This window comes from Xanthomonas nasturtii, from assembly GCF_023337365.3.
Lineage (GTDB): Bacteria > Pseudomonadota > Gammaproteobacteria > Xanthomonadales > Xanthomonadaceae > Xanthomonas > Xanthomonas nasturtii.
Map to the genome: position 1 here is coordinate 1727928 of NZ_CP142084.2, position 22824 is coordinate 1750751.

The 22824-nt window shown below is 65.9% G+C and carries 21 protein-coding genes; 9 read left to right on the plus strand and 12 right to left on the minus strand.

Annotated features, from left to right (window positions below; genetic code table 11):
- Positions 1-14: 14 nt before the first annotated feature.
- On the minus strand, positions 15-518 hold the full coding sequence (gene smpB / locus M3O59_RS07555) for an SsrA-binding protein SmpB (protein ID WP_064634735.1): 504 nt from the start codon (positions 516-518) through the stop codon (positions 15-17).
- 60 nt (positions 519-578) lie between these two features.
- Here smpB and M3O59_RS07560 point away from each other — a divergent pair, with 60 nt between their 5' ends.
- A complete protein-coding gene (locus M3O59_RS07560; protein ID WP_064634736.1) occupies positions 579-1010 on the plus strand; it encodes a type II toxin-antitoxin system RatA family toxin in 432 nt (143 codons plus the stop codon).
- Positions 1011-1023: 13 nt separating this feature from the next.
- A complete protein-coding gene (locus M3O59_RS07565) occupies positions 1024-1299 on the plus strand; it encodes an RnfH family protein (protein WP_249054446.1) in 276 nt (91 codons plus the stop codon).
- A 345-nt stretch (positions 1300-1644) separates the two neighbouring features.
- Here M3O59_RS07565 and M3O59_RS07570 read toward each other — a convergent pair whose 3' ends face one another.
- Positions 1645-2040, minus strand: coding sequence for an outer membrane protein assembly factor BamE (locus M3O59_RS07570; protein WP_064634738.1), 396 nt, complete (start codon positions 2038-2040; stop codon positions 1645-1647).
- A 104-nt stretch (positions 2041-2144) separates the two neighbouring features.
- Between M3O59_RS07570 and fur the strand changes: the two genes are divergently transcribed.
- A complete protein-coding gene (fur, locus tag M3O59_RS07575; protein ID WP_064634739.1) occupies positions 2145-2555 on the plus strand; it encodes a ferric iron uptake transcriptional regulator in 411 nt (136 codons plus the stop codon).
- A gap of 183 nt (positions 2556-2738) precedes the next feature.
- Here the strand turns inward: fur and recN are convergent, their stop codons facing one another.
- Positions 2739-4403, minus strand: coding sequence for a DNA repair protein RecN (recN, locus tag M3O59_RS07580; protein ID WP_249054455.1), 1665 nt, complete (start codon positions 4401-4403; stop codon positions 2739-2741).
- Positions 4404-4540: 137 nt separating this feature from the next.
- On the opposite strand from recN, the gene hrcA reads away from it, so the two are divergent.
- The 6 genes from hrcA (at position 4541) to M3O59_RS07610 (ending at position 11976) form a co-directional block, all read left to right on the plus strand.
- On the plus strand, positions 4541-5572 hold the full coding sequence (gene hrcA, locus M3O59_RS07585) for a heat-inducible transcriptional repressor HrcA (protein WP_064634741.1): 1032 nt from the start codon (positions 4541-4543) through the stop codon (positions 5570-5572).
- A gap of 99 nt (positions 5573-5671) precedes the next feature.
- Positions 5672-6190, plus strand: coding sequence for a nucleotide exchange factor GrpE (gene grpE, locus M3O59_RS07590; RefSeq protein WP_064634742.1), 519 nt, complete (start codon positions 5672-5674; stop codon positions 6188-6190).
- A gap of 141 nt (positions 6191-6331) precedes the next feature.
- Positions 6332-8257 carry a molecular chaperone DnaK gene (gene dnaK, locus M3O59_RS07595; protein WP_249054462.1) on the plus strand — a complete coding sequence of 642 codons (1926 nt, stop codon included), beginning with the start codon at positions 6332-6334 and terminating at the stop codon, positions 8255-8257.
- A 160-nt stretch (positions 8258-8417) separates the two neighbouring features.
- Complete coding sequence (dnaJ, locus tag M3O59_RS07600) at positions 8418-9548, plus strand: molecular chaperone DnaJ (RefSeq protein ID WP_116905327.1); 1131 nt, start codon at positions 8418-8420, stop codon at positions 9546-9548.
- A 395-nt stretch (positions 9549-9943) separates the two neighbouring features.
- Positions 9944-10852 (plus strand): pyridoxal kinase, encoded by a 909-nt coding sequence (pdxY, locus tag M3O59_RS07605; protein WP_249054469.1) that lies wholly within the window; start codon positions 9944-9946, stop codon positions 10850-10852.
- The gene (locus tag M3O59_RS07610) at positions 10849-11976 is read left to right on the plus strand and encodes a prephenate dehydrogenase (RefSeq protein WP_249046253.1); all 1128 of its coding nucleotides are present in this window, start codon (positions 10849-10851) and stop codon (positions 11974-11976) included. The genes pdxY and M3O59_RS07610 overlap by 4 nt, the downstream gene beginning before the upstream one ends.
- 260 nt (positions 11977-12236) lie before the next feature.
- Here the strand turns inward: M3O59_RS07610 and M3O59_RS07615 are convergent, their stop codons facing one another.
- The 9 genes from M3O59_RS07615 to lpdA all read right to left on the minus strand — a co-directional run bounded on the left by M3O59_RS07615 (position 12237) and on the right by lpdA (position 22737).
- On the minus strand, positions 12237-12431 hold the full coding sequence (locus tag M3O59_RS07615) for a hypothetical protein (protein ID WP_064634747.1): 195 nt from the start codon (positions 12429-12431) through the stop codon (positions 12237-12239).
- Positions 12432-12620: 189 nt separating this feature from the next.
- Positions 12621-14024: a TolC family protein gene (locus tag M3O59_RS07620; RefSeq protein WP_064634748.1), complete on the minus strand. Its 1404-nt coding sequence runs from the start codon at positions 14022-14024 to the stop codon at positions 12621-12623.
- A complete protein-coding gene (locus tag M3O59_RS07625; RefSeq protein ID WP_249054470.1) occupies positions 14021-15106 on the minus strand; it encodes an efflux RND transporter periplasmic adaptor subunit in 1086 nt (361 codons plus the stop codon). The genes M3O59_RS07620 and M3O59_RS07625 overlap by 4 nt, the downstream gene beginning before the upstream one ends.
- Positions 15090-16778, minus strand: a complete 1689-nt coding sequence (locus M3O59_RS07630) for an ABC transporter transmembrane domain-containing protein (RefSeq protein ID WP_249054472.1) — start codon at positions 16776-16778, stop codon at positions 15090-15092. Before M3O59_RS07630 ends, M3O59_RS07625 begins: the two co-directional genes overlap by 17 nt.
- A gap of 88 nt (positions 16779-16866) precedes the next feature.
- On the minus strand, positions 16867-17766 hold the full coding sequence (locus M3O59_RS07635) for a hydrogen peroxide-inducible genes activator (protein WP_064634751.1): 900 nt from the start codon (positions 17764-17766) through the stop codon (positions 16867-16869).
- A 108-nt stretch (positions 17767-17874) separates the two neighbouring features.
- Positions 17875-19644, minus strand: coding sequence for an ABC transporter transmembrane domain-containing protein (locus M3O59_RS07640; protein ID WP_249054474.1), 1770 nt, complete (start codon positions 19642-19644; stop codon positions 17875-17877).
- A complete protein-coding gene (locus M3O59_RS07645) occupies positions 19641-20243 on the minus strand; it encodes an IMPACT family protein (RefSeq protein WP_181920480.1) in 603 nt (200 codons plus the stop codon). The genes M3O59_RS07640 and M3O59_RS07645 overlap by 4 nt, the downstream gene beginning before the upstream one ends.
- A 247-nt stretch (positions 20244-20490) precedes the next feature.
- Positions 20491-21084: an LOG family protein gene (locus tag M3O59_RS07650; RefSeq protein ID WP_064634754.1), complete on the minus strand. Its 594-nt coding sequence runs from the start codon at positions 21082-21084 to the stop codon at positions 20491-20493.
- Between the two features lie 216 nt (positions 21085-21300).
- Positions 21301-22737 (minus strand): dihydrolipoyl dehydrogenase, encoded by a 1437-nt coding sequence (lpdA, locus tag M3O59_RS07655; RefSeq protein WP_064634755.1) that lies wholly within the window; start codon positions 22735-22737, stop codon positions 21301-21303.
- Positions 22738-22824 lie beyond the last annotated feature (87 nt).

The following is a 22824-nucleotide window of genomic DNA, read 5'->3' on the forward strand; positions in this document are numbered from 1 at the left end:
CGAATCCCGGCGCCTCAGGCATCACGGTTATGCCGCCGCATCACGCGCTGCTTGTCGCGCTGCCAGTCGCGGTCCTTGGCAGCGTCGCGCTTGTCGTGATTCTGCTTGCCCTTGGCCAGCGCGATTTCCAGCTTGACCTTGTTGCTGCTCCAGTACAGCGCGGTCGGCACCAGGGTGTAGCCTTCGCGCTCCACGCGGGTGAGCACCTTGTCGATCTCGGCACGGTGCAGCAGCAGTTTGCGGTCGCGACGTTCCACCGGCACGGTGTGGGTGGATGCCTGGATCAGCGGGGTGATCTGGGCGCCGATCAGGTAAATCTCGCCGGAGCGCACGTACGCGTAGCCGTCGACGATGTTGGCGCGGCCGGCGCGGATCGCCTTGATTTCCCAGCCCTGCAGCGCCAGACCGGCTTCGTAGCGCTCTTCCAGGTGGTATTCGTGGCGCGCACGCTTGTTCAGCGCGATGGTTTTCGTGGCCTTCGCGCCGTTTGCTTTATCCTTGGATGGTTGCTTGCTCATGACGCCATTGTCGCCGATTCGGTGTCGTCAAACGATCTTCCGTCTTTCACAAGTTAGCGAATGCCTACCATCCGTCGCAGCGCCCTGGTCGAACACAGCGCCTCCCGCATGTTCGATCTGGTCAATGATGTCGCCGCCTATCCGCGCCGCTTCGGCTGGTGCGACGCTGCCCACGTGCTCGAGCAGGACGATGCGCACATCGTGGCGCGCCTGGATCTGGGCCTGGGGTCGTTCCGCACCTGGTTCACTACAGAGAACATCCTCGAGCGGCCCGAACGCATCGTGATGCACCTGCGCGACGGGCCGTTCAAGCGCCTGGAAGGCCTGTGGGAGTTCCAGGCGCTGGGCGAGAACGCCTGCAAGGTGAGCCTGACCCTTGAAGTGGAAACCAGCTCGCGCCTGCTGGGCCCGGCGCTGGCGTTGGGGTTCCAGGGCCTGGCCGACCGCATGGTGAACGATTTCGTGCGCGTCGCCGACCGCGGCGACACCTAGGCCGCACTGCTGTATGCGCATTGAAGTCGTGCTGGCCTGGCCGGATCGCCATCAGTCGGTGCAGCTGAACTTGCCCGACGGCGCAACGGTGGCCGAGGCGGTTGCCGCGTCCGGTCTGGCGTTGCAGCAGGCGCCTGCCGCGCATGCGGTGCATGGGCTGATCGCGCGTGCGGACCAGCGGTTGCGCGACGGCGACCGGGTCGAACTGCTCAGGCCGCTGCTGCTGGATCCCAAGGAGGCGCGGCGTCGCCGTGCCGGGCCTAGCAAAAAAGCCGGTCCCCCTACCTAGTTGTCTGCCGGTGCTGGCACGCACACGCGGACTGGGTACAGCGAACTCTTCAAATCACTGCATTGAAATGAGCCGAAGTATCGATTGGGCTCAATACGTGCTTGTCGATGCGAGGCGCCTGGCGAACGCGCGAAGTGTCGGCACCGAGGTGTCGGTGGCAAGCAGCGCGTCGAGGCAGCGATGCGCCGTGACGGCTGACCTACGAAGAAGCGAGCCTGACCAGCGCTGCAACTCTGAGCGAACACATCTTTCCGACCGGGCAACAAAAAACGCATCCGTTCAACGGGATGCGTTCTCGAGTTCCAGCCAGCCCTCGGGCGATCGCAGGATCGCCGGGCAAGGAGATCAACGGCCGCGCTGCTTCTTCTTGTCACGGGCCAGGTTACGGCCGAATTGCTTGGGCGCCGACTTGGCCAGCTGCTCGTCCTGCGACGGAAAATAGTCGCCTTCCCAACGCGTGACCTGCTCGTTTTCGAAGAACACGGTGAAGTTCTTGATCTCGGTGCGCGCCAGACGGTCCACGCGTTGGGTGGAAGTGTAGTCCCAGCGCTGGGCATGGAACGGGTCGGGGATCGAGGGGGTACCCAGCAACGCGCTGACCTGCTGCTTGCTCTGGCCTACCTGCAGTTGCTCCACGGCGTTCTGTTTGATCAGATTGCCCTGGTAGATCGGCTGCTTGTAGATGATGCCGCAGCCAGCGGTGGAAAGAACAACGGCGGCGACCAGCAGGAAATTGCGCATCGGGGAATAAGTGCTGAGGAAATCACGCCGATGATACACTCCTGCCGGTCGCCGCGACCCGTTTGATGGCAGCTGGCGCTAAATCGCCAATGAACGGAGAACATATGGAAACCCACGACCTGCGCAAAGTCGGGCTCAAGGTGACCCATCCGCGCATGCGGATCCTGGAATTGCTCGAGCAGAAGAGCAATCACCATCATCTCAGCGCAGAAGACATTTACCGGCAACTGCTCGACCACGGCGACGAAATCGGGCTGGCCACGGTGTACCGCGTGCTGACCCAGTTCGAGGCCGCCGGCCTGGTGCTCAAGCACAATTTCGAAGGCGGCCAGGCCGTCTACGAACTGGACCGCGGCGGTCACCACGACCATATGGTCGATGTGGACACCGGCCACGTCATCGAGTTCGAAAGCGAAGAGATCGAGGCGTTGCAACGCCAGATAGCCGCCAAGCACGGCTACGAGCTGGAAGAGCATTCGCTGGTGCTGTACGTGCGCAAGAAGCGTCTGCGCTGAGTACGCGCCACCGCGTGCGTTAGCGACAAGGCGGCTTCGGCCGCCTTGTGCGTTTGGAGAGCGCATTTGTGAAGGGGGGTGCCGGTCTATGCCCCCAGCCGCCCTTTGTGCAGCGTTGCGCAGATGCGCAAAGCAGTGGACGCACCTGCGCAACGCAGTGCGGTTTGGCGCCGCTCGCCCCGATCAGGCGCTCTGCAGCAGCTTGCGGGCGGCCGCGCGGGCCTCTTTGCTCACTTCCACGCCGCCCAGCATGCGCGCCAGTTCTTCCTGGCGGGCCTGCGGGCCGAGCAGTTCGACCGCGCTCTGGGTCATGCCGTCCACCGGCGCCTTGCTGACCCGGTAATGCGCGTGGCCCTTGGCCGCGACCTGCGGCAAGTGGGTAACGCACAACACTTGGCGTTCTTCGCCTAGTGCGCGCAGCTTCTGCCCGACGATGTCGGCCACCGCGCCGCCGATGCCCGAATCCACCTCGTCGAAGACCATGGTCGGCACGCTGTCCAGGCCGAGCGCGGCCACTTCGATCGCCAGCGAAATCCGCGACAGCTCGCCGCCGGAGGCGACCTTGCGCAGGGCGCGCGGCGGTTGGCCGGCGTTGGCGGCGACCAGGAACTCCACCCGTTCGGCGCCATTGGGGTCCGGCCGGGCACTGTCGTGCGGCTGCAGCTGGATCACGAACTGCCCGCCGCCCATGCCGAGCTCGCCGATCAGCGTGGTGGTGGCGGCCGACAGCGCCTCGGCGGCCGTGCTGCGGCTGTCGCTGAGCACGCCGGCGGCGCTGCGCCAGGCGGCAGTGGCGGTTTCGATGTGCTTGTCCAGCTGTTGCAGGCGCTCGTCCGCACCGCGCAGGCTCTCGACTTCGGCGCTCAGGTGGTCGCGGTGCGCGGCCAGTTCGTCCGGGGCAACGCGGTGTTTGCGCGCTAGGTCGTGCAGCCGGCCCAGGCGGCGTTCCATGGCTTCGAATTGGGCCGGGTCGGCCTCCAGGTCGTCGCGCACGCGGTCGAGCAGGGCCAGCGCTTCTTCGATCTGGATGACGGCGCTGTCCAGCAGCGCGTCCACTTCGCCCAGGCGTGGCTCGTGTTCGGCGACACGGGCGATATCGTGGCGGCTGTCCTGCAACAGGCCCAGGGCGCTGGCGCCGTCGTCGCCGTTGAGCTGTTGGGCCACGCTGTCGCAGGCGCCGATCAGCGCGGTGGCATGCGCCTGACGGCGGTGATTGACGTCCAATGCGGCGATCGCAGCCGGATCCAGATCCTCGCGTTCCAGTTCGCCAAGTTGATGCTCGAGAAAGCCAATCCGGTCGGAGACATCGCCTTGCGCCGACAATGCATCGCGCTCGTCCAACAGCGCCTGCCAGCGCTGGCTGGCCTGGCGCACCTGCTCGCGCTGGGCGCTGTTGCGGGCATAGGCGTCGAGCAGGGCGAGCTGGCTGTGGCGGGCCATCAGTGCCTGATGTTCGTGCTGGCCATGGATTTCGACCAGCCGTGAGGCCAGTTCCGCCAGCTGCGAAGAAGTGACCGGGCGGCCGTTGATCCAGGCGCGCGAGCCGCCGTCGGCACGGATGATGCGGCGCAGCTGGCATTGCGCTTCGTCGTCGAGTTCGTTGTCGGCCAGCCAGCTCAGGCCCGGGTGCTCGGCCGGTAGCTGGAATTCGGCCGACAGTTCGGCGCGGTCGGCACCGTGGCGGACCACACCGCTGTCGGCGCGCAGGCCGGACAAAAAGCCCAGCGCGTCCACCATCAGCGACTTGCCGGCGCCGGTTTCGCCCGACACCACGGTCATGCCCGGCCCGAATTCCAGTTCGGTGGCGCGAACAACGGCGAAATCCTTGATCGAGAGGTGTCTGAGCATGAGGTCGAGTGTGAACGCTTTGGGGAAGCTTAGGGTGGAAGGGGTCAACGGGGAATCGGACGCTTGCCATCCCCGGGGCCAGACATTATCTATGCCCAGTCTCACCGGATGATCCCATGCGCGCGCCCCAGTCACCCATGCTCGACCCCCGCGCCCGCCAGTTGCTGCGCACGCTGATTGCGCGCTACATCCGCGATGGCGAGCCGGTGGGCTCCAAGACGCTGGCCCAGCACGCGGGGCTGGATGTCAGCCCGGCCACCATTCGCAATATTCTCGCCGACCTGGAAGACGTCGGCCTGCTCAGCTCCCCGCATACCTCGGCCGGGCGCATTCCCACTGCGCATGGCTACCGCGTGTTCGTGGACAGCCTGGTGCAGATGCAGCCGCCCGGGGAGGAAGAGGTGCGCCGCCTGCGCGCCGAGCTTGCCAGCGGCAACGGCACCCAATCGCTGCTGGGCAGCGCCTCGCAGATGCTGTCGGCGATGAGCCACTTCGTCGGCGTGGTCAGCGCGCCGCGGCGCGAGCAGTTTGCGTTCCGGCATATCGATTTCGTGGCGCTGGACGCGCGCCGGGTGCTGGCGATCCTGGTGTTTGCCGACAACGAGGTGCAGAACCGGGTGATCGAGCCGCGCCGCGCCTATGAGCCGGCCGAGCTGGAACGGGTGGCCAATTATCTCAATGCGCAGTTCGCCGGACGCGCGCTGGCCGACATCCGCGCCTGCCTGCTGCGCGAGCTGCGCATGGCCAAGAACGAGATGGAGCAGCTGCTGGCGCATAGCGTGGACCTGGCCAACGAGGCGTTGGTGCCGGCCGATGCCGAGGACATGGTGATGGCCGGGCAGACCCGGCTGATGGGCGTGCAGGACCTGTCGGACCTGGACCGCTTGCGCGAGCTGTTCGAGGCCTTCGCCAGCAAGCGCGAGATCCTGCAGCTGCTCGAACGCACCATCCAGGCGCCGGGCGTGCGCATCTTCATCGGCGAGGAAACCGGCATGGTGTCGCTGGAAGACGTCTCGCTGGTTACCGCGCCGTATACCGCCAACGGCCAGGTGCTGGGCGTACTGGGGGTGATCGGGCCCAAACGCATGGCCTACGATAGGCTGATTCCGCTGGTGCAGACCGCCGCGCAGGTGCTGGGCGCGGCGATGGAACCGCCCGGTACGCGATAACCGGCATCGATCGGCGCGATCGTTTTGCTTGAAACGCGCGCGCGCGCCCACATACGGGGTGACGTTGGGGCGGGCGTTCCGCTTGCCCGGGAACTGCACATGAACCAAGACCACCCCGAATTCGACTCCGAAGACCTGTCCCAGAACCCACCCGAGACCGATCCGCTCAAGGCCGAGATCGAATCGCTGCGCAGCGAGATCGCGCTGGTCAAGGCCGATGCCCTGCGCGAGCGGGCCGATCTGGAAAACCAGCGCAAGCGCATCGCCCGCGATGTCGAGAACGCGCGCAAGTTCGCCAACGAGAAGCTGCTGGGCGAGCTGCTGCCGGTGTTCGACAGCCTGGACGCCGGCCTGAGTGCCGCCGGCACCGAGCCCAGCCCGCTGCGCGATGGCCTGGACATGACCTACAAGCAGTTGCTCAAGGTCGCGGCCGATAACGGCCTGACCCTGCTCGACCCGGTCGGCCAGCCGTTCAACCCGGACCAGCACCAGGCGATCAGCCAGGGCGAGGCCGAGGGCATCGCACCGGGCCACGTGGTGCAGGTGTTCCAGAAGGGCTACCTGCTCAACGAGCGCCTGCTGCGCCCGGCCCTGGTGGTCGTGGCCAAGCACGACTGAATCGCAGCGCCGGCTGAACTGCCAGGCGCAGGCGTGAAACACAGATGTGCGCCGGTGGCTTGAACACCTGCGCACCACCCCCACATCTCAGCCAGACCCGGCGTCGCCGGACACAGCTACAGAATCATCAGGAGCGTATCCATGGGCAAGATCATTGGTATTGACCTCGGCACCACGAACTCGTGCGTGTCGATCATGGACGGCGGCAAGGCCCGCGTCATCGAAAACTCCGAGGGCGACCGCACCACGCCTTCGATCGTCGCCTACACCAAGGATGGCGAAGTGCTGGTCGGTGCCTCGGCCAAGCGCCAGGCGGTGACCAACCCGAAGAACACCTTCTACGCGGTGAAGCGCCTGATCGGCCGCAAGTTCACCGACGCCGAAGTGCAGAAGGACATCTCGCACGTGCCGTACGGCATCCTGGCGCACGACAACGGCGATGCCTGGGTGCAGACCAGCGATGGCAAGCGCATGGCGCCGCAGGAAATCTCCGCGCGCGTGCTGGAGAAGATGAAGAAGACCGCCGAAGACTTCCTCGGCGAGAAGGTCACCGAAGCGGTGATCACCGTGCCGGCGTACTTCAACGACAGCCAGCGTCAGGCCACCAAGGACGCCGGCCGCATCGCCGGTCTGGACGTCAAGCGCATCATCAACGAGCCGACCGCGGCAGCCCTGGCCTATGGCCTGGACAAGAACGGCGGCGACCGCAAGATTGCCGTGTACGACCTGGGCGGCGGCACCTTCGACGTCTCGATCATTGAAATTGCCGAAGTCGATGGCGAGAAGCAGTTCGAAGTGCTGGCCACCAACGGCGACACCTTCCTGGGCGGCGAAGACTTCGACAACCGCGTCATCGAATACCTGGTGGACGAGTTCAACAAGGATCAGGGCATCGATCTGCGCAAGGATCCGTTGGCGCTGCAGCGCCTGAAGGACGCCGCCGAGCGCGCCAAGATCGAGCTGTCGACCAGCCAGCAGACCGAAGTGAACCTGCCGTACGTCACTGCCGATGCCTCGGGCCCGAAGCACCTCAACATCAAGTTGACCCGTGCCAAGCTCGAAGCACTGGTGGAAGACCTGGTCAAGAAGTCGATCGAGCCGTGCCGCACCGCGTTGAACGATGCCGGCCTGCGTGCCAGCGACGTCAACGAAGTGATTCTGGTCGGCGGTCAGACCCGCATGCCGAAGGTGCAGCAGGCGGTTGCCGATTTCTTCGGCAAGGAACCGCGCAAGGACGTCAACCCGGACGAAGCCGTGGCCGTGGGCGCGGCGATCCAGGGCGGCGTGCTGGCCGGCGACGTCAAGGACGTGCTGCTGCTGGACGTGACCCCGCTGTCGCTGGGCATCGAAACCATGGGCGGGGTGTTCACCAAGATCATCGAAAAGAACACCACCATCCCGACCAAGGCTTCGCAGACCTTCTCCACCGCCGAAGACAACCAGTCGGCCGTGACCGTGCACGTGTTGCAGGGTGAGCGCGAGCAGGCCCGCTTCAACAAGTCGCTGGCCAAGTTCGACCTGTCCGGCATCGAGCCGGCGCCGCGCGGCATGCCGCAGGTGGAGGTGTCCTTCGACATCGACGCCAACGGCATCCTGCATGTGTCGGCCAAGGACAAGAAGACCAACAAGGAACAGAAGGTCGAGATCAAGGCCGGTTCGGGTCTGTCGGATGAAGAGATCCAGCGCATGGTCGCCGACGCGGAAGCCAACCGCGAAGAAGACAAGAAGTTCCAGGAGCTGGTGCAGACCCGCAACCAGGCCGATGGCCTGATCCACGCCACCCGCACCGCGATCACCGAGCATGGCAGCAAGGTCGGCGGCGATGTGATCGGCAAGGTGGAAGCGGCGCTGGCCGATCTGGAAACCGCCATGAAGGGCGACGACAAGGCGCAGATCGAAGCGCGCAGCAAGACGCTGGAAGAAGCCGGCCAGTCGCTGTACGCAGCGGCCGCCGCGGCAGAGCAGGGCGGCAACGCCGATGCGGCCAGCGGCAATGCGCAGGCCTCCAAGGTCGCCGACGATGTGGTGGACGCCGAGTTCACCGAGGTCAAGGACGACAAGAAGTAAGCCGTGATTTGGGAGTCGGGAGTGGTGATTCGCACGCCGCCGTGCGGGTGAGTCCCCACCCCGAGATCCTCTACGCGTCGCGTCGCCGAGGCGGACCAGCGCACGCTGTGCGCTTTCGCGTTTCAACGAATCTCAAATCACGAATCCCGAATCCCCGCTTATGAGCAAACGCGATTACTACGAAGTGCTGGGCGTGGCCCGTGGCGCCAGCGACGAGGAGCTGAAGAAGGCATATCGGCGCTGTGCGATGAAGCACCACCCGGACCGCAATCCGGGCGACGCTGCTGCCGAGGCGGTGTTCAAGGAGTGCAAGCAAGCCTATGAAGTGTTGTCGGACGGCAACAAGCGACGCGCCTACGATGCGCATGGCCATGCTGCGTTCGAGCACGGCATGGGCGGTGGCGGTGGTGGGCCGGGTGGCCCGGACATGGGAGATATCTTTGGCGATATCTTCGGCAATATTTTCGGCGGTGGCGCCGCCGGTCCGCGCGCTGCGCGACGTGGCGCAGACGTCGGTTACGTACTGGAACTGGATCTGGAAGAAGCCGTCGCCGGCATCGAGCGACGCATCGAGATTCCGACCCTGATCGAATGCGAACCCTGCCATGGCAGCGGATCGGAAGACGGCAAGGTCGAAACCTGCGGCACCTGCCATGGGCGCGGCCAGGTCCGCATCCAGCGCGGCATCTTCGCCATGCAGCAGAGCTGCCCGCATTGCGACGGCCGCGGCACGCTGATTCAGAACCCGTGCAAGACCTGCCATGGCGCCGGTCGCGTGGAAGAAGACAAGGTGCTGTCGATCAAGGTGCCGGCCGGCGTGGATAGCGGCGACCGGATTCGTCTTGCAGGCGAGGGCGAGGCCGGCCCGGCCGGCACGCCGCCAGGCGATCTGTACGTGGAAGTGCGCGTGCGCGAGCATGCGATCTTCCAGCGCGACGGCGACGATCTGCATTGCGAAGTGCCGATCCGTATTTCGCAGGCGGCGCTCGGCGACACCGTGCGTGTGGCGACGCTGGGTGGGGAGGCGGAAATCCGCATTCCGGCCGAAACCCAGACCGGCAAGCTGTTCCGTCTGCGCGGCAAGGGCGTGCGCTCGGTGCGCAGCCGCAGCGAAGGCGATCTGTACTGCCGTGTGGTGGTGGAGACGCCGGTGAACCTGACCGCCGATCAACGCGAGTTGCTGCAGCAATTCGAGTCAACCTTCACCGGTGAGGATGCGCGCAAGCATTCGCCCAAGTCGGCCACCTTCATCGATGGCGTCAAGGGTTTCTGGGACCGCATGACCTCGTAAGCGGCGTCTGCTTGTGCTGGAAAAGCGATCGACCTGAGCGCACTTACTCGCGGAAGCAGTCCCGCGAGAGGTGCCAGCAGAACAAAACCCTTCTCCGCTCGGGAGAAGGTGCCCGAAGGGCGGATGCGGGGAGGGTACGGCGCACCGATCGCCAACCAACGCCCGCCTGCAAGCGGCACCGTTGCAGTCTCCAGAAAACGCAGGTTACACGGACAGCGCACAGCGCTGGATCCTCCAGCGCAGACTTGTGAAGCCGATCCACCTGAATGTCAGCATCGTTCGAAAGATCGCGTCCAGCGCAGCGCGCAATACTCAACCTCGCCTCACTGCAGACACGCCACGCGCTAACGCTTTGCGGCGGATAATGACGTCCTGTTCTCACGACGGCACCTTCCATGAGCGATGCAACCGATAGCCACCTCGTCCACGGTCGCCGCCAGCGCCCGGATGGTCCTTCGCCAATCGATGTGATCTCGGTGCAATCGCAGTTGGTCTATGGCCATGCCGGCAATAGCGCGGCGGTGCCGCCGCTGCGCGCGCTGGGGCTGCGTGTGGCGGAAGTCCCGACCACCCTGCTGAGCAATGCGCCGTTTTACGCGACCCTGCGCGGGCGCATCCTGCCGGCCGATTGGCTGGCCGATCTGTTGCTGGGCGCGAGCGAGCGCGGCCTGCCGCAGCGTGCGCGCATGCTGGTGTCCGGTTATTTCGGCAGCCTGGCCAACGGCGAAGCCTTCGCCGATTGGCTGGAGCAGACCTTGCCGCAGACGCCGCAGCTGCGCTACTGCCTGGACCCGGTGATTGGCGACACGCACACCGGCCCCTATGTGGAACCCGGGCTGGAGCGCGTCTTCGCCGAGCGATTGCTGCCGCATGCCTGGTTGGTCACACCCAACGCGTTCGAACTGGGCCGTTTGACAGGCATGCCGAGCCTGCAGCAGGACGACGCCATCGTCGCCGCACGCGCGTTGCTGGCGCGTGGGCCGCAGTGGGTGCTTGCGCATAGCGTGGCCGGCGCGGCCGGCGAGCTGGTCACCCTGGCGGTCAGCAACGAGGCGGTGTATCGCTGGGCGACACCGCATCTGCCGGTGGACGTGGCCGGTACCGGCGATGTGTTGATGGCCTTGCTGATCGGCTTTGTGCTGCGCGATGTGCCGTTCGATCAGGCGGTGGGGCACGCGCTCAGCGGCGTGCATAGCGCCTTGGAAGCGACCCTGGCGGCAGGTTTCGAAGAGTTCGACGTGCTGGCCGCGGCGCCTGCCGCGCTTGTCGCTGCACCGCGTTTTGCCGTCGAGCGATTGGCATGATTGCGCAGCCGGTGGTCGGCATCGTCGGCATCGCCGGCGCATACGGGCGCTGGTTGGCGCAGTTCCTGCGCTCACGCATGCAGCTGGAGGTGATCGGTTTCGATCCGGCCGATAATGGCAGCATGGACGAAGTCACGCTGGCGCAGCGTGCGGACGTGTTGGTGTTTTCTGCGCCGATTCGCCAGACCGCCGCGTTGATCGAGCGGTATGTGCAGCTGGCCGGCGCGCGCGCTGCGTCGCAGCTGTGGCTGGATGTCACCTCGATCAAGCAGGCGCCGGTCGCCGCGATGCTGGCGTCGCAGGCGGAAGTGGTCGGCCTGCATCCGATGACCGCACCGCCCAAATCGCCAACCTTGAAAGGGCGTGTCATGGTGGTCTGCGAAGCGCGGTTGCAGCACTGGTCGGCATGGGTGCAGAGCCTGTGCAGCGCGCTGCAAGCCGAGTGCGTGTACGCCACGCCCGAGCACCACGACCGGGTGATGGCGCTGGTGCAGGCCATGGTGCATGCCACGCATCTGGCGCAGGCCGGCACCTTGCGCGATTACGCGCCGCTACTGGGGCAGTTGCAGGCATTGATGCCGTATCGCTCGGCCTCGTTCGAGCTGGATACGGCGGTCATTGCGCGCATTCTCTCGCTCAACCCGTCGATCTACGAAGACATCCAGTTCGGTAACCCGTATGTCGGCGAAATGCTCGACCGGCTGTTGCTGCAATTGCAGCAGCTGCGCGCATTGGTGGCGCAAGGCGACGATGCGGCGCGTGCGCAATTCCGCAGCCAATTTCTGCATGACAACGCGCAGGCCTTGCAGCATGACGCGCTTGCAGCAGGCAATTACACCTATGAGCGCGTCGGCTATCTGCTGGCCGATCTCACCGAGCCGCTGACCCTCAGTGTGTATCTACCGGAAGACCAACCCGGTTCGCTGCGTGCGTTGCTGCATGTGTTCGAGCGGCACGGCGTGAACCTGTCGTCGATCCACTCATCGCGCACACCCGTAGGCGAGCTGCATTTCCGTATCGGTTTCGAACCGGGCAGCGATCGCGCTGCGCTGGCCCAGGCCGCTGGCGAGATCGATCGCAGTGGTATCGGGCGGGTGCTGGAGCGTTCCGACCGCGTTGATTAGCGATGCGAGTGCGTGCTTTGACGTGGCGCGTTCGGCATCGGCGGCATACGCGCACCTGGTGACCTGGTGCTACACGCATCTGCGAGCAGACGTCCCCTGCATCACGTAGTCCGCACCTGATGTGGGCAGTTCCCACCTGAGTTGGCCATTTCATCCACACAGGGTGTGGATGAAACTTGCACAAGCATGTGGATAAATGCGCACAGCCCCTGCGTCGCAAGGCCTGTGCGGTGTGTGGTCAAAAATTGACCAACGTCGTCTCAGAGGGTGGAAAGGCGGAGTTCGCCGCCGTCGGTCACGAAACGCTGCCCCTGCCGCTGCAGATGGCGGCCGTCGGGAAGTTCGTAACGTGGCGCCGACTGCGCGGTCGTACGTGGCTGCTGCTCATCGCGGAATTCGATGATGACGTAAGGTTCGCCATCTGCGCCGATTGCGGGAAATTGCCGGAAAGACATGCGCACCTCCGAAAGATCCTGGGTTGCAGTGCAGATCGCGATGGATCGCACGACCGGCGCCGGGCCGGTAGGGCGAGCATGCGCACGCAGATGTTACCCAGGCGTCGTTGTGCAGTGATGCAAGCCCTGAGCTCGTCAGGCGGGTAGCGGCGATGGCTCATTGCCCGGCAAGGACCGATGCTCCAACCCTCAACGGCTCAGCTGCAACGCATCCCGGTCGGCGGTCGCGGCGGCCAATTCGGCACGCGCCGATGCAATGCGCGCCTGCGCATCGATCAGGCGCACGCGCGCATCGTTGGCGGTTTCCTCGCGCTGGTTGACCAGGAAAAAGTCACCCGATCCCAGTTCGAAGCGTCGGCGTTCGGCGGCGGCCAGGCGATCCGCCAGGCCGCGTTCCTCATCGGCGATCTTCGCCAGGCGTTCGGCGCCGTTGAGCGAGATCACGATCGATTCGACCTCGACTGAAATCTGGTCGCGCAGAAAACGGCTGCGCTGGTCCAGCGCTTCGATCTCGGCACGCGCTTCGGCCACACGGCCCTTGGCGGCGCGATTTTCCAGCGGCACACTGAAGCGGAAGCCGATGATGGCATCGGTCGGCGAGCGGTTGGGGCCGCCCACGCCGGGCACGCCCAGGTCCTTGCTGACTTCCACGCTGACATCCAGGCGCGGCTTCAGATCGTTCTGCGCCAGCATCAAGCGCGCGGTGGCCTGGTCGATGCGGGTGAGCACGGCGCGGTAATCCGGGCGCTCCACCGGCGCGGTGATCTTGCTTGCGCCGGCTAGCCCTTCCAACGCCGAGGTGTCGGCCGGCAGGCGCTCGGCGGACACGATCAGCGGCATGCCGGCGCCATCGCGCAGGTACAGCGACAAGGCGTTGGCGGCGTTGGCGAAATCCTGTTCCGAGCGCACCACCAGGGCGCGCCGACGGACCAGGTTCTGGTCATTTTCGGTCAGCAGAATGGTGGGGCGTGCACCCAGCGTCACCTGCCGCGAAATCGCGTTGCGGCGTTGCTCGGCCAGTTGCAGCAGGTCGTTGTAGGCACGCAACTTCAGCCCGGCCGCGACCCAGTTCTGGTACGCATCCACCGCGCGGCGCTGCACGCCGATGGCGACCATCTCGGCCTCGTACTGGGCCACGTTGATATCGGCGCTGGCAAGGCTGCGCTTGGTACGGCGTTCGTCGATCACGCGGTCGCGCAACAGCGCATACAGCGCGCCCACCTTCACTTCGCCGCCGCGGTCGGTGTAGGACTTGTCTTCGTACACCGGAAACGCACCGCGCGAGGAGCGATAGCCGCCGTAGTAGTAGCCGCCGTTTTCTTCGAACGGCCGCTTGGCACCGGTTTCGATCGTGCTGCCGTCGTAATAGCCGGCCTCGCGCGAGCGGCCTTCGATGTCGAAGACGGTGTCGAAGGCACCATCGGCCGAGACGCTCTTGCCTTCGGCCTGGCGCACCTTTGCCAGCGACTCGACGATCTGTGGCGCCGAACGTGCCGACGACTGCAGGACCTCATCCAGCGTCAGTGCCGCGGCCTGGGCAGCTGCCGCACCGGGGCAGAGTGCGATCAGCAGGACAACGAGACGGCCAATCATTTCTTGCCCGTCTCGTCGTCTTCGGACTTGGACGCGGCAGGCTTGGACTTGCCGTCTTCCTGCGTGGCAGCGGCCGGGCGGCGGCCGAATTCCAGCGGGAAGTTATTGAGCTGGCGCCACAATTCGTAGCCCACCTTCACCGTTTCTCCCTGCACCCAGCCGCGCACTTTGCCGCCCTGGCGGGCGAACTCTAGCGCCGGCCAGGCCGGTTTGCCTGGCGCCGGTTCGACCAGGATGCGGAACAGGCCATCGGGCGCAGCATTAGGGTCGATGGCGCGCACGCGGCCGTCGAACATACCGTGCGCCACCGAGGGCCAGCCGCTGAACTGGATCGCCGGCCAGCCTTCGAACTCCAGCCGCACCGGGCGGCCGGCACGGATCAGCGGCACATCGCGGCCGTCGATGTATAGCTCCACTGCGCGTTCCACCCGCTCCGGCGCGATCACCGCCAGCACCGTGCCTGGCGAGACCATGGCGCTGCCGCTGGCGGCGTTGAGTTGCTGCACGCGGCCGTCGCGCGGTGCGCGCACCAGCTGTGCGGACTGGCGGTTCAACTGGATGTCGATACGGGTCAGCTTGGCGCGCGATTCGGCCAGCTTGGCATCGGCTTCGGCGACCTTGATCTGGGTGAGTTCAAAGTCGCGGCGGCCGGCCAGGCCTTCGGCAAGCAGCTGCCTGCTGCGCGCCACATCGATGCTGGCAACTGCGCGTGACTGCTGGATGGCGGTAATCTCCGCCGCCACCTGCGCGCGCTCGCTGGCCAGGCGGGCGAGCAGATCCGGGTCCAGATCGCCGACGCGGGCGATTGGGTCGCCCTTGGACACAAGCTGGCCATCGTGCACGTACCAGCGCTCGACCCGGCCGGGCACGAAGGCGGTGACTTGTTGCTGGCGATCGCCGGGATCGAGTGAGACCACCTGGCCCTTGCCACTGGCAGTCTGCACCCAGGGGGCGAACGCCAGGATGGACGCAGCGATGGCGACGCCGATCAGCAGCATCCACGCCAGCACGTTGGCGATGCTGGGCGGCCGCATGGACGCCAGGGTAGGGAAGTGCGCGATCCGGTCAGGGGCGTGCTGCATTGTCTGCCTCCTGGGTGGATGCGATCAGTTCGGCGCGGGTGGCGTAACGTTGCTGGCGCTCGGGCTCCAACCGGAACCAGCCATCCAGGGTGATGTCCTCCGGCCGGCCGGTGCACAGCAGGACCGTGGTTCCGGCCTCCTTCAAGTGGCGCAGCACCCGGGTCAGGCGCTCGGCGGGCAACAGGTCGTACAGCTGCGACAACATCAGCACGCGCGGGCGCACCAGCAGCGCGTTGGCCAGCTTCAGCGCCATCACCTCGCCGATCCACAGCGGGAAGCCGGAAGCAGCAAGCCGGGTGTCCAGGCCCTGCGGCAGCGCGGCGATGCGCGCGCGCAGCCCCACCGTGTCGATGGCTTCGAGCATCGCTTCGGACGTCACATCGGCCGAGGCCATCGCCAGGTATTCGCGAATGGTCACCTCCACGATGGTCGGGCGATCGAGCACAGTCACTTCCGAACGCAGCAGGTACATGTCGAAGGTGGCCATGTCGGCGCCGCCCACCATCACCAGCCCGCGCTCGGGCACCACGTGCCGCTTGAGCACCATCGCCAGCAAGCGCTCGGCGCCGCCGTCGGCCAGCGTTACCAGCTGCTCGCCGGCGGCCAGCGCGAAATCGAACCGCGCCCCTTCGATCACCACGCCATCCAGCCGCACCGCGCTGTTGCCGGGCGTCTTTCCCGGCGCCACCACGGCGCGCTCCTGCGGGATCGCGAACAGCAGCGACAGTTCTTCCGAACTGGCCACCAGATCGTAGAACGCGTCCATGTAGCCGCCCAGTTGCGAAATGCCGTAGAACACCGCACTCAGGATCAGCTCGGCCGCCACCAGCTGGCCGATCGACAATTCGCCGCGCAGGATCAGGCTACCGCCCAGCGCCAGCAGCGCCGCGCTGGCCACCGCATAGGTCAGCAGGAACGCCACGGTCTGGGTGAAGGTGTAGCGGAAATGACGCCGATGCTGTGCAACGTAGGCGGCGGTTACCGCCTCGGAGCGGTCCATCGCGAAATTGAGGTGGCGGCTGGATTTGTAGAAGCCGTTGGAGCCTCCGACGCTTTCCAGCCAGTGTGCGGCATTGTGCTTGGCGTGGCTCAGCTCGACCGCGCTGCGGATCGAGCCGCGCGACCAGATCATCCAGATTGAAAAGATGATGAGCAGCAGCAACGCGTTGAAGCCCAGGAAAAACGGGTGGTAGAAGCTGGTGACGATCAGGCCCACCGCCGATTGCAGCACGATTGTGAAAGCGCCAACCGCCAGGCTGGGCACGGCTTTCTGCACCACCACCAGATCGAAGTAGCGGTTGAACACGTCGCCACGGTTCTGGTCGGCGAAGAACGGGTTCTGTGCGTGCACCGCACGCACGGTAATCTCGGCCACCACCCGCGCGAACAGGCGACGCTCGAACAACGCCATCATCCACACTCGCATGGCGCTCAGGCAGGTCATCAGCAGCAGCAACCCCAGCAACAGGCCCGACAGCGTCCACAGCGGGGCGGGCAGGGCGGTGTTGGTGACGCTGTTGATCAGCAACTGCACCGAGATGGGCGTGGCCAGCGACAGCAAGCTGATCGCAACGCCGTACACCATGGCAAGACGCACATACGGCATGTCTGGCCCGACGATTTCCGCCAGCCAGCTTACCGCTTCCCGCCATCCGATCCGCTTGGCCGCCATTCGATATCCGTTGATGAGTTCAGTAAAGCATTGACGAGTTGCCGGCCTTGAACAAGGCTGCGGCGCTTATTCACCGCATAGGATTTTCCTATGCGGCCACCGCACGCAGCAGATTGGCGATCAAACCGAAGGCTGGCGCGCGACCGGCACCCTGCCGCCAGAGCAAACCGATCTCCCTATAGTAGCGCCCGCCTTTGATCGGCCGAACCACCACGTCGTCGCCTTCGCGGATTTCCTGGCGTACGTACAGGTCCGGGAGCAATGCAAGGCCCATGCCCATGCCGGCCATCTGACGGATCGCATCCAGGCTGGTGCCTTCGTAATCGCGCAGTACATGCGCGCCGACATCCATGGCGATCGCAGCGACCTGTTCTGCCAATCGGTATTCCGGCATCAGGGTCAACAGATTGGCGCCGCGCAGATCGGCCGGGGTGATGCAGGCCTTGGTACGCAGCGGGTGGTCGGCGGCCATGGTCACGTGCAGCGGTTCGCGGAACAGCCGCTCGCTATGCAGGCCGCGGCCGGCCACCGGCAGTTGCGCAAGAATCAGATCGTGCACGCCGCTGCCGAGGCCGGCGGCAAGCGCGGTGGGCAGTCCTTCGCGCACATGCACGCGCAGGGCCGGATGTTCGCGATGCAGGCGTGCAACCAGGCTGGGCATCAGATAGGCGCCGAGCGTGGGCGAGACGCCGAGCCGGATGGTGCCGATCAAGGTATCGGCGGCGGTGGCGCGCACCTCTTCCAGATCGGTGACATCGAGCAGGATGCTACGGGCGCGGTCGAGCAGGTCGCGACCCAGCGGGGTCGCGATCGCCTGTGCGCCGCGTTCGAACAGCGGCGCGCCGATGATGGCTTCCAAGGCGCGGATCTGTTGCGACAACGAGGGCTGCGAGACGCCCATCTGCTCGGCCGCGCGGGTGAAGCTGCCGGTGTCGGCCAGCGCGACGAAATAGCTCAGCTGGCGAAGCGTGGTCTTGGGGCGGGGCATGGGTCACATCGTTACGTCGGATTGCGTGGGAGCGCACGGCCGGCGTGGCCGGTGAGACAGGAAGGGCGCTGCGGGTGCCAGCACTGGCGGCGCAGCGTCAGGTGACCCTCATTGGTCAATGAACTGCAGCCGCGCGAGCTCCGCATACAGCCCGCCTTCGGCGATCAACTGCGCGTGGGTGCCCTGCGCGACGATGCGTCCGGCATCCATCACCACGATGCGGTCGGCCTTGAGCACGGTGGCCAGGCGATGCGCGACGACCAGGGTGGTGCGGCCTTCCATCAGCCGGTCCAGCGCCTGCTGCACCGCGCGTTCGCTCTGTGCGTCGAGTGCGCTGGTGGCTTCGTCCAGCAGCAGGATCGGCGCATCCTTGAGCAGCGCCCGCGCAATCGCCACGCGTTGCTGTTGGCCACCGGACAGGCGCGTGCCGCGCTCGCCCAGTTCGCTGGCATAGCCCTGGGGCAGGGCACGGATGAAGACATCGGCTTCGGCCGCGGCGGCCGCCGCTTCCACTTCGGCGTCGCTGGCCTGCAGGCGGCCATAGCGAATGTTGTCGGCGGCGCTGGCGGCGAACAGCGTGGGCTGCTGCGGCACCAGCGCAATGCGTTCGCGCAGCAGTACCGGGTCGGTGTCGCGCAGGTCGATGTCGTCGATGCGCAGCTTGCCGCTGACCGGGTCGTGGAAGCGCAGCAGCATCGACAGCACCGTGCTCTTGCCGGCACCGGACGGACCGACCAGCGCCACGGTCTCGCCGGGGCTGACATGCAGGTCGAAGCCATCCAGCGCCGGTGCGTCCGGGCGCTGTGGATAATGGAATACCACCTGGTCGAAATGGATCGCGCCGCGCAGCGGCTGCGGCAAGACCTGCGGGGCGGCAGGCGCCACGATGGCCGGCTGCTCATCGAGCAATTCGCCCACCCGCCCCATGCCGCCGGCGGCACGTTGCAACTCGTTCCAGACTTCGGCCAGCGCGCCGACCGAGCCGCCGCCGATCAGCGCGTACAACACGAACTGGCCCAGCGTGCCGGGCGTCATGCGGCCAGCGATCACATCGTGCGCGCCCAGCCACAACACCGCGACGATCGCGCCGAAGATCAGCATGATCGCAACCGCAGTCACGGTGGCCTGGGTGCGGATGCGCACTTTTGCAGTGTCGATGGCGGCAAACAGCGCGGTACTGAAACGTTGGCTTTCGTAACGCTCGCGCGCATGCGCCTGCACGGTGCGCACCGCGCCCAGGGTTTCGGCTGCCAGCGTGTTGGCGTCGGCCACGCGGTCCTGGCTTGCGCGCGAAATCTTCTGCAGGCGGCGTGCGCCGAGCACGATCGGCAGCACCGCCAGCGGGATGCCGATCAAGGTGAAGCCGGCCAGGCGCGGGCTGGTGACGAACAGCATCACCACGCTGCCGATCACGGTGACCGAGCTGCGCAAGGCCACCGACATGGTGGTGCCGACCACCCCGCGCAGCAGTTCGCTGTCGGCCGACAGGCGCGACACCAGCTCGCCGCTGCGGCTGCGGTCATGAAACCCGGCGTCCAGCCCGATCAGGTGCGCGTACAACCGGCCGCGCAGGTCGGCGACCACTTTTTCGCCCAGCAGCGCGACGAAATAGAAACGCGCCGCAGTGGCCAATGCCAGCACCACCGCCACGGCGAACAGCAACGCGAACGCCTGGTTGATCTGCGAACCGCCGGAAAAGCCGTGGTCGATCATCCGCTTGACCGCGGCGGGCAGGCTCAATGTGGCGGCCGAGGAAATCGCCAGCGCGATCAGCCAGGCGGCGAACAGGCCGCGCTGGCGTTGCACGAATGGCCACAAGGTGCGCAGGCTGCCCAGCTTCCGCAACGGGTTGGGACGTGCAGCGGCTGGCTGGGTCATGCGGCTTCCGGGGTTGAGAGATGGACACGATTGCGAGTGGCGTCGCACAGGCGGCTTTTCAAGCCGGCGAGCTGATCTGCAGGCAGTTGCACCCGCAATGCGGCACCGGTGGCGTCGAACTGTTCGTCCAGTTTTTCGGCATGAAAGGCCGTCAGCGCGGCGTGCACCAGGCCCAGATCGTCGAACCGGCACTGCAGCTGGACCTGCGACAACGCCACCAATGGCTGTCGCCTCGCCAGCCGCAGGCACTCGGCCGCGGTCCCGCCGTAGGCGCGCACCAGTCCGCCGGCACCGAGCTTGATGCCGCCATACCAGCGCGTGACCACGACCACCACCCGATCGAAGTCCTGGCCGTCGATCGCCGCCAAAATCGGCCGGCCAGCCGTGCCGCTCGGCTCGCCATCGTCGCTGGAGCGGTAGTCCTGCCCGAACCGGTAAGCCCAGCAGTTATGCGTGGCATCCGGCACCGCCACGCGCTGCACGATCTCCAGCGCATGTGCGGGAGCGTCCAGTGCGGCAGCGCGGGCCAGAAAGCGACTGTGCTTGATGTCCAGGCTGTGGTGCGCGTCAGCGGCGAGGGTATCGAGCATCGCCGCCATTCTATGCGAGGCAGTGACGCCGATTGCCGCAGCCGTCGTGATTGCGGTTACAAGCTCGCAGATCGGTGCGATGTTGGGTGCTGGTGCTGGTGCTGTGGTGGTTCTGCAGTGGCACTGCGACACGCGGGGGTGCTGGCCGGCACCGCGTGTGCGCATGCCGCTGCGGTGACGCGCGCAGGGCTTGCATCCGCGCGCTGTCGCACTGCCACCGGCTGGCAGCGCACACCAGAAGCTTGCCGGCTGACGTTTACACCAGGGTGGAGCGGCGCTTTTCGTCGATCCACTTGGAGGCCTGCGCCGGGGTGTAGTGCTGCATCCATTCGAGCATCTGCTCCATATCGGCGCCGTACCACAGGTCGGCGCGCTGGTCCGGATGCAGGAAGCGCTCTTCCACCATGCGATCGATCATGCCGATCAGCGGTGCGTAGAACCCTTCGATATCCAGGAACGCGCAGGGCTTGTTGCCGATGCCGAGCTGGCGCCAGGTCAGCATTTCGAAGATCTCTTCCATGGTGCCGAAGCCGCCGGGCAGGGCGACGAAGGCATCGGACAGCTCGAACATGCGCATCTTGCGCTCATGCATGGAACCGACGATTTCCAGCGTGGTCAGCCCGCGGTGCGCCACTTCCCAATCGGCCAGCTGCTGCGGAATCACCCCGGTCACTTCGCCACCGGCTGCCAGCACCGCATTGGCCACGGTGCCCATCAAGCCCACATTGCCTCCGCCATAGACCAGCCGCAGGCCTTGTTGTGCAATGCGCTGACCCAGCACCGTGGCGCGCTCGACATAGGCGGGTTTGTTGCCGGCATTGGAGCCGCAGTAGACGCAGATGCTTTTCATGGGATTCGGGAGTCGGGAGTGGGGATTGGTAAAAGCGAGGCAGCGCTGTTGATTGCAGGTGATGCCATCGGCAGGGGGCGCGCTGATTTGTTTGAGTTCTTGCCTGGCTTGAAAAACATAACGCCGGGTTTTCACCCGGCGCCATGTCATTGCCGGAGAGGGCCGGGACGGAGAGCCGCAGTTGCGAATCCCCACTCCCGCATCCACCAATCCCGGTTAGTTAGCCTTATGAATCGCGCGCTTGCTCACCGCCATCGCGGCATCGTGGATTGCTTCGGACAGCGTCGGATGCGCGTGGCAGATGCGGGCCAGATCGTCGGCCGAGCCGTTGAATTCCATGGTCAGCACACCTTCGTGCACCAGCTCGGAGACGCCCACGCCCACCAGGTGCATACCCAGCACGCGGTCGGTTTCGGCATCGGCAATCACCTTGACGAAGCCGGCCGGCTCGCCCATGGCCACCGCACGGCCGATCGCCGCGAACGGGAAGCTGCCGGCCTTGTAGGCGACGCCTTCGGCCTTGAGCTGCTGCTCGGTCTTGCCGACCCAGGCAATCTCCGGCTCGGTGTAGATGACCCACGGGATGGTGTCGAAATTGACGTGACCCGGCAGCCCGGCAATCAGTTCGGCCACCGCGATGCCTTCCTCGAAGCCCTTGTGCGCCAGCATCGGGCCACGCACGCAGTCGCCGACCGCCCACACACCATCGACGCCGGTGTGGCAATGCCCGTCCACTTCGATCTGGCCACGCTCGTTGAGCTTGACGCCGGTGCCTTCGGCCAGCAGGTTCTTGGTTGCCGCCCTGCGGCCCACGGCCACCAGCAACTTGTCCACGGTCAGGGTCTGCTCGCCGGCTGCGTCGGTGTAGCTGACAACCACCTGCTTGGCATCGCCGCTGCCGGTGATCTCGGTCTTGCTGACCTTGGCGCCGAGCTTGATGTCCAGGCCCTGCTTCCTGAATTCCTTCAAGGCAGTCTTGGCGACTTCTGCATCGGCCAGCGCCAGGAAGTCCGGCAGCGCTTCGAGGATGGTGACCTCGGCGCCCAGACGCTTCCACACGCTGCCCAGTTCCAGGCCGATCACGCCGGCGCCGATCACCGCCATGCGCTTGGGCACGGCGGTGAAGTCCAGGCCGCCGACGTTGTCGACGATGGTGTCGCCTTCGAACTTGGCGAACGGCAGTTCGATGGACTCCGAGCCCGGCGCCAGGATCACATTGGTGCCCTTGAGCTCGATCTCGCCGCCTTCGTGCTGGGCGACCTTGACGATGTTGCCCGGCAGCAGCTGGCCGAAGCCGTAGTACGGGGTGATCTTGTTGGCCTTGAACAGCATCGCGATGCCGCCGGTGAACTGCTTCACGATCTTGTCCTTGCGGCCGATCATGGTGGGCACGTCCATCTTGGCGTCGTTGAAGCTGATGCCGTGGTCGCCGAACAGGTGGCCCATGTTCCAGAACTGGCGCGAGGAATCCAGCAGCGCCTTGGACGGGATGCAGCCCACGCGCAGGCAGGTACCGCCCAGGGCGGGCTTGCCGTCCTTGCCCAGTGCCGCGTCGATGCAGGCGACCTTCATGCCCAACTGGGCCGCGCGGATGGCGGCGTGATAACCGGCCGGACCGGCACCGATGACGACGACGTCGTAGTTTTCAGCCATTTCTAGAGTCCTTTGCCTTTCCCTTCTCTTGTCGGGAGAAGGTGGCGCGTAGCGCCGGATGAGGGTGCGCTGTGGTCGCCTGCCCGG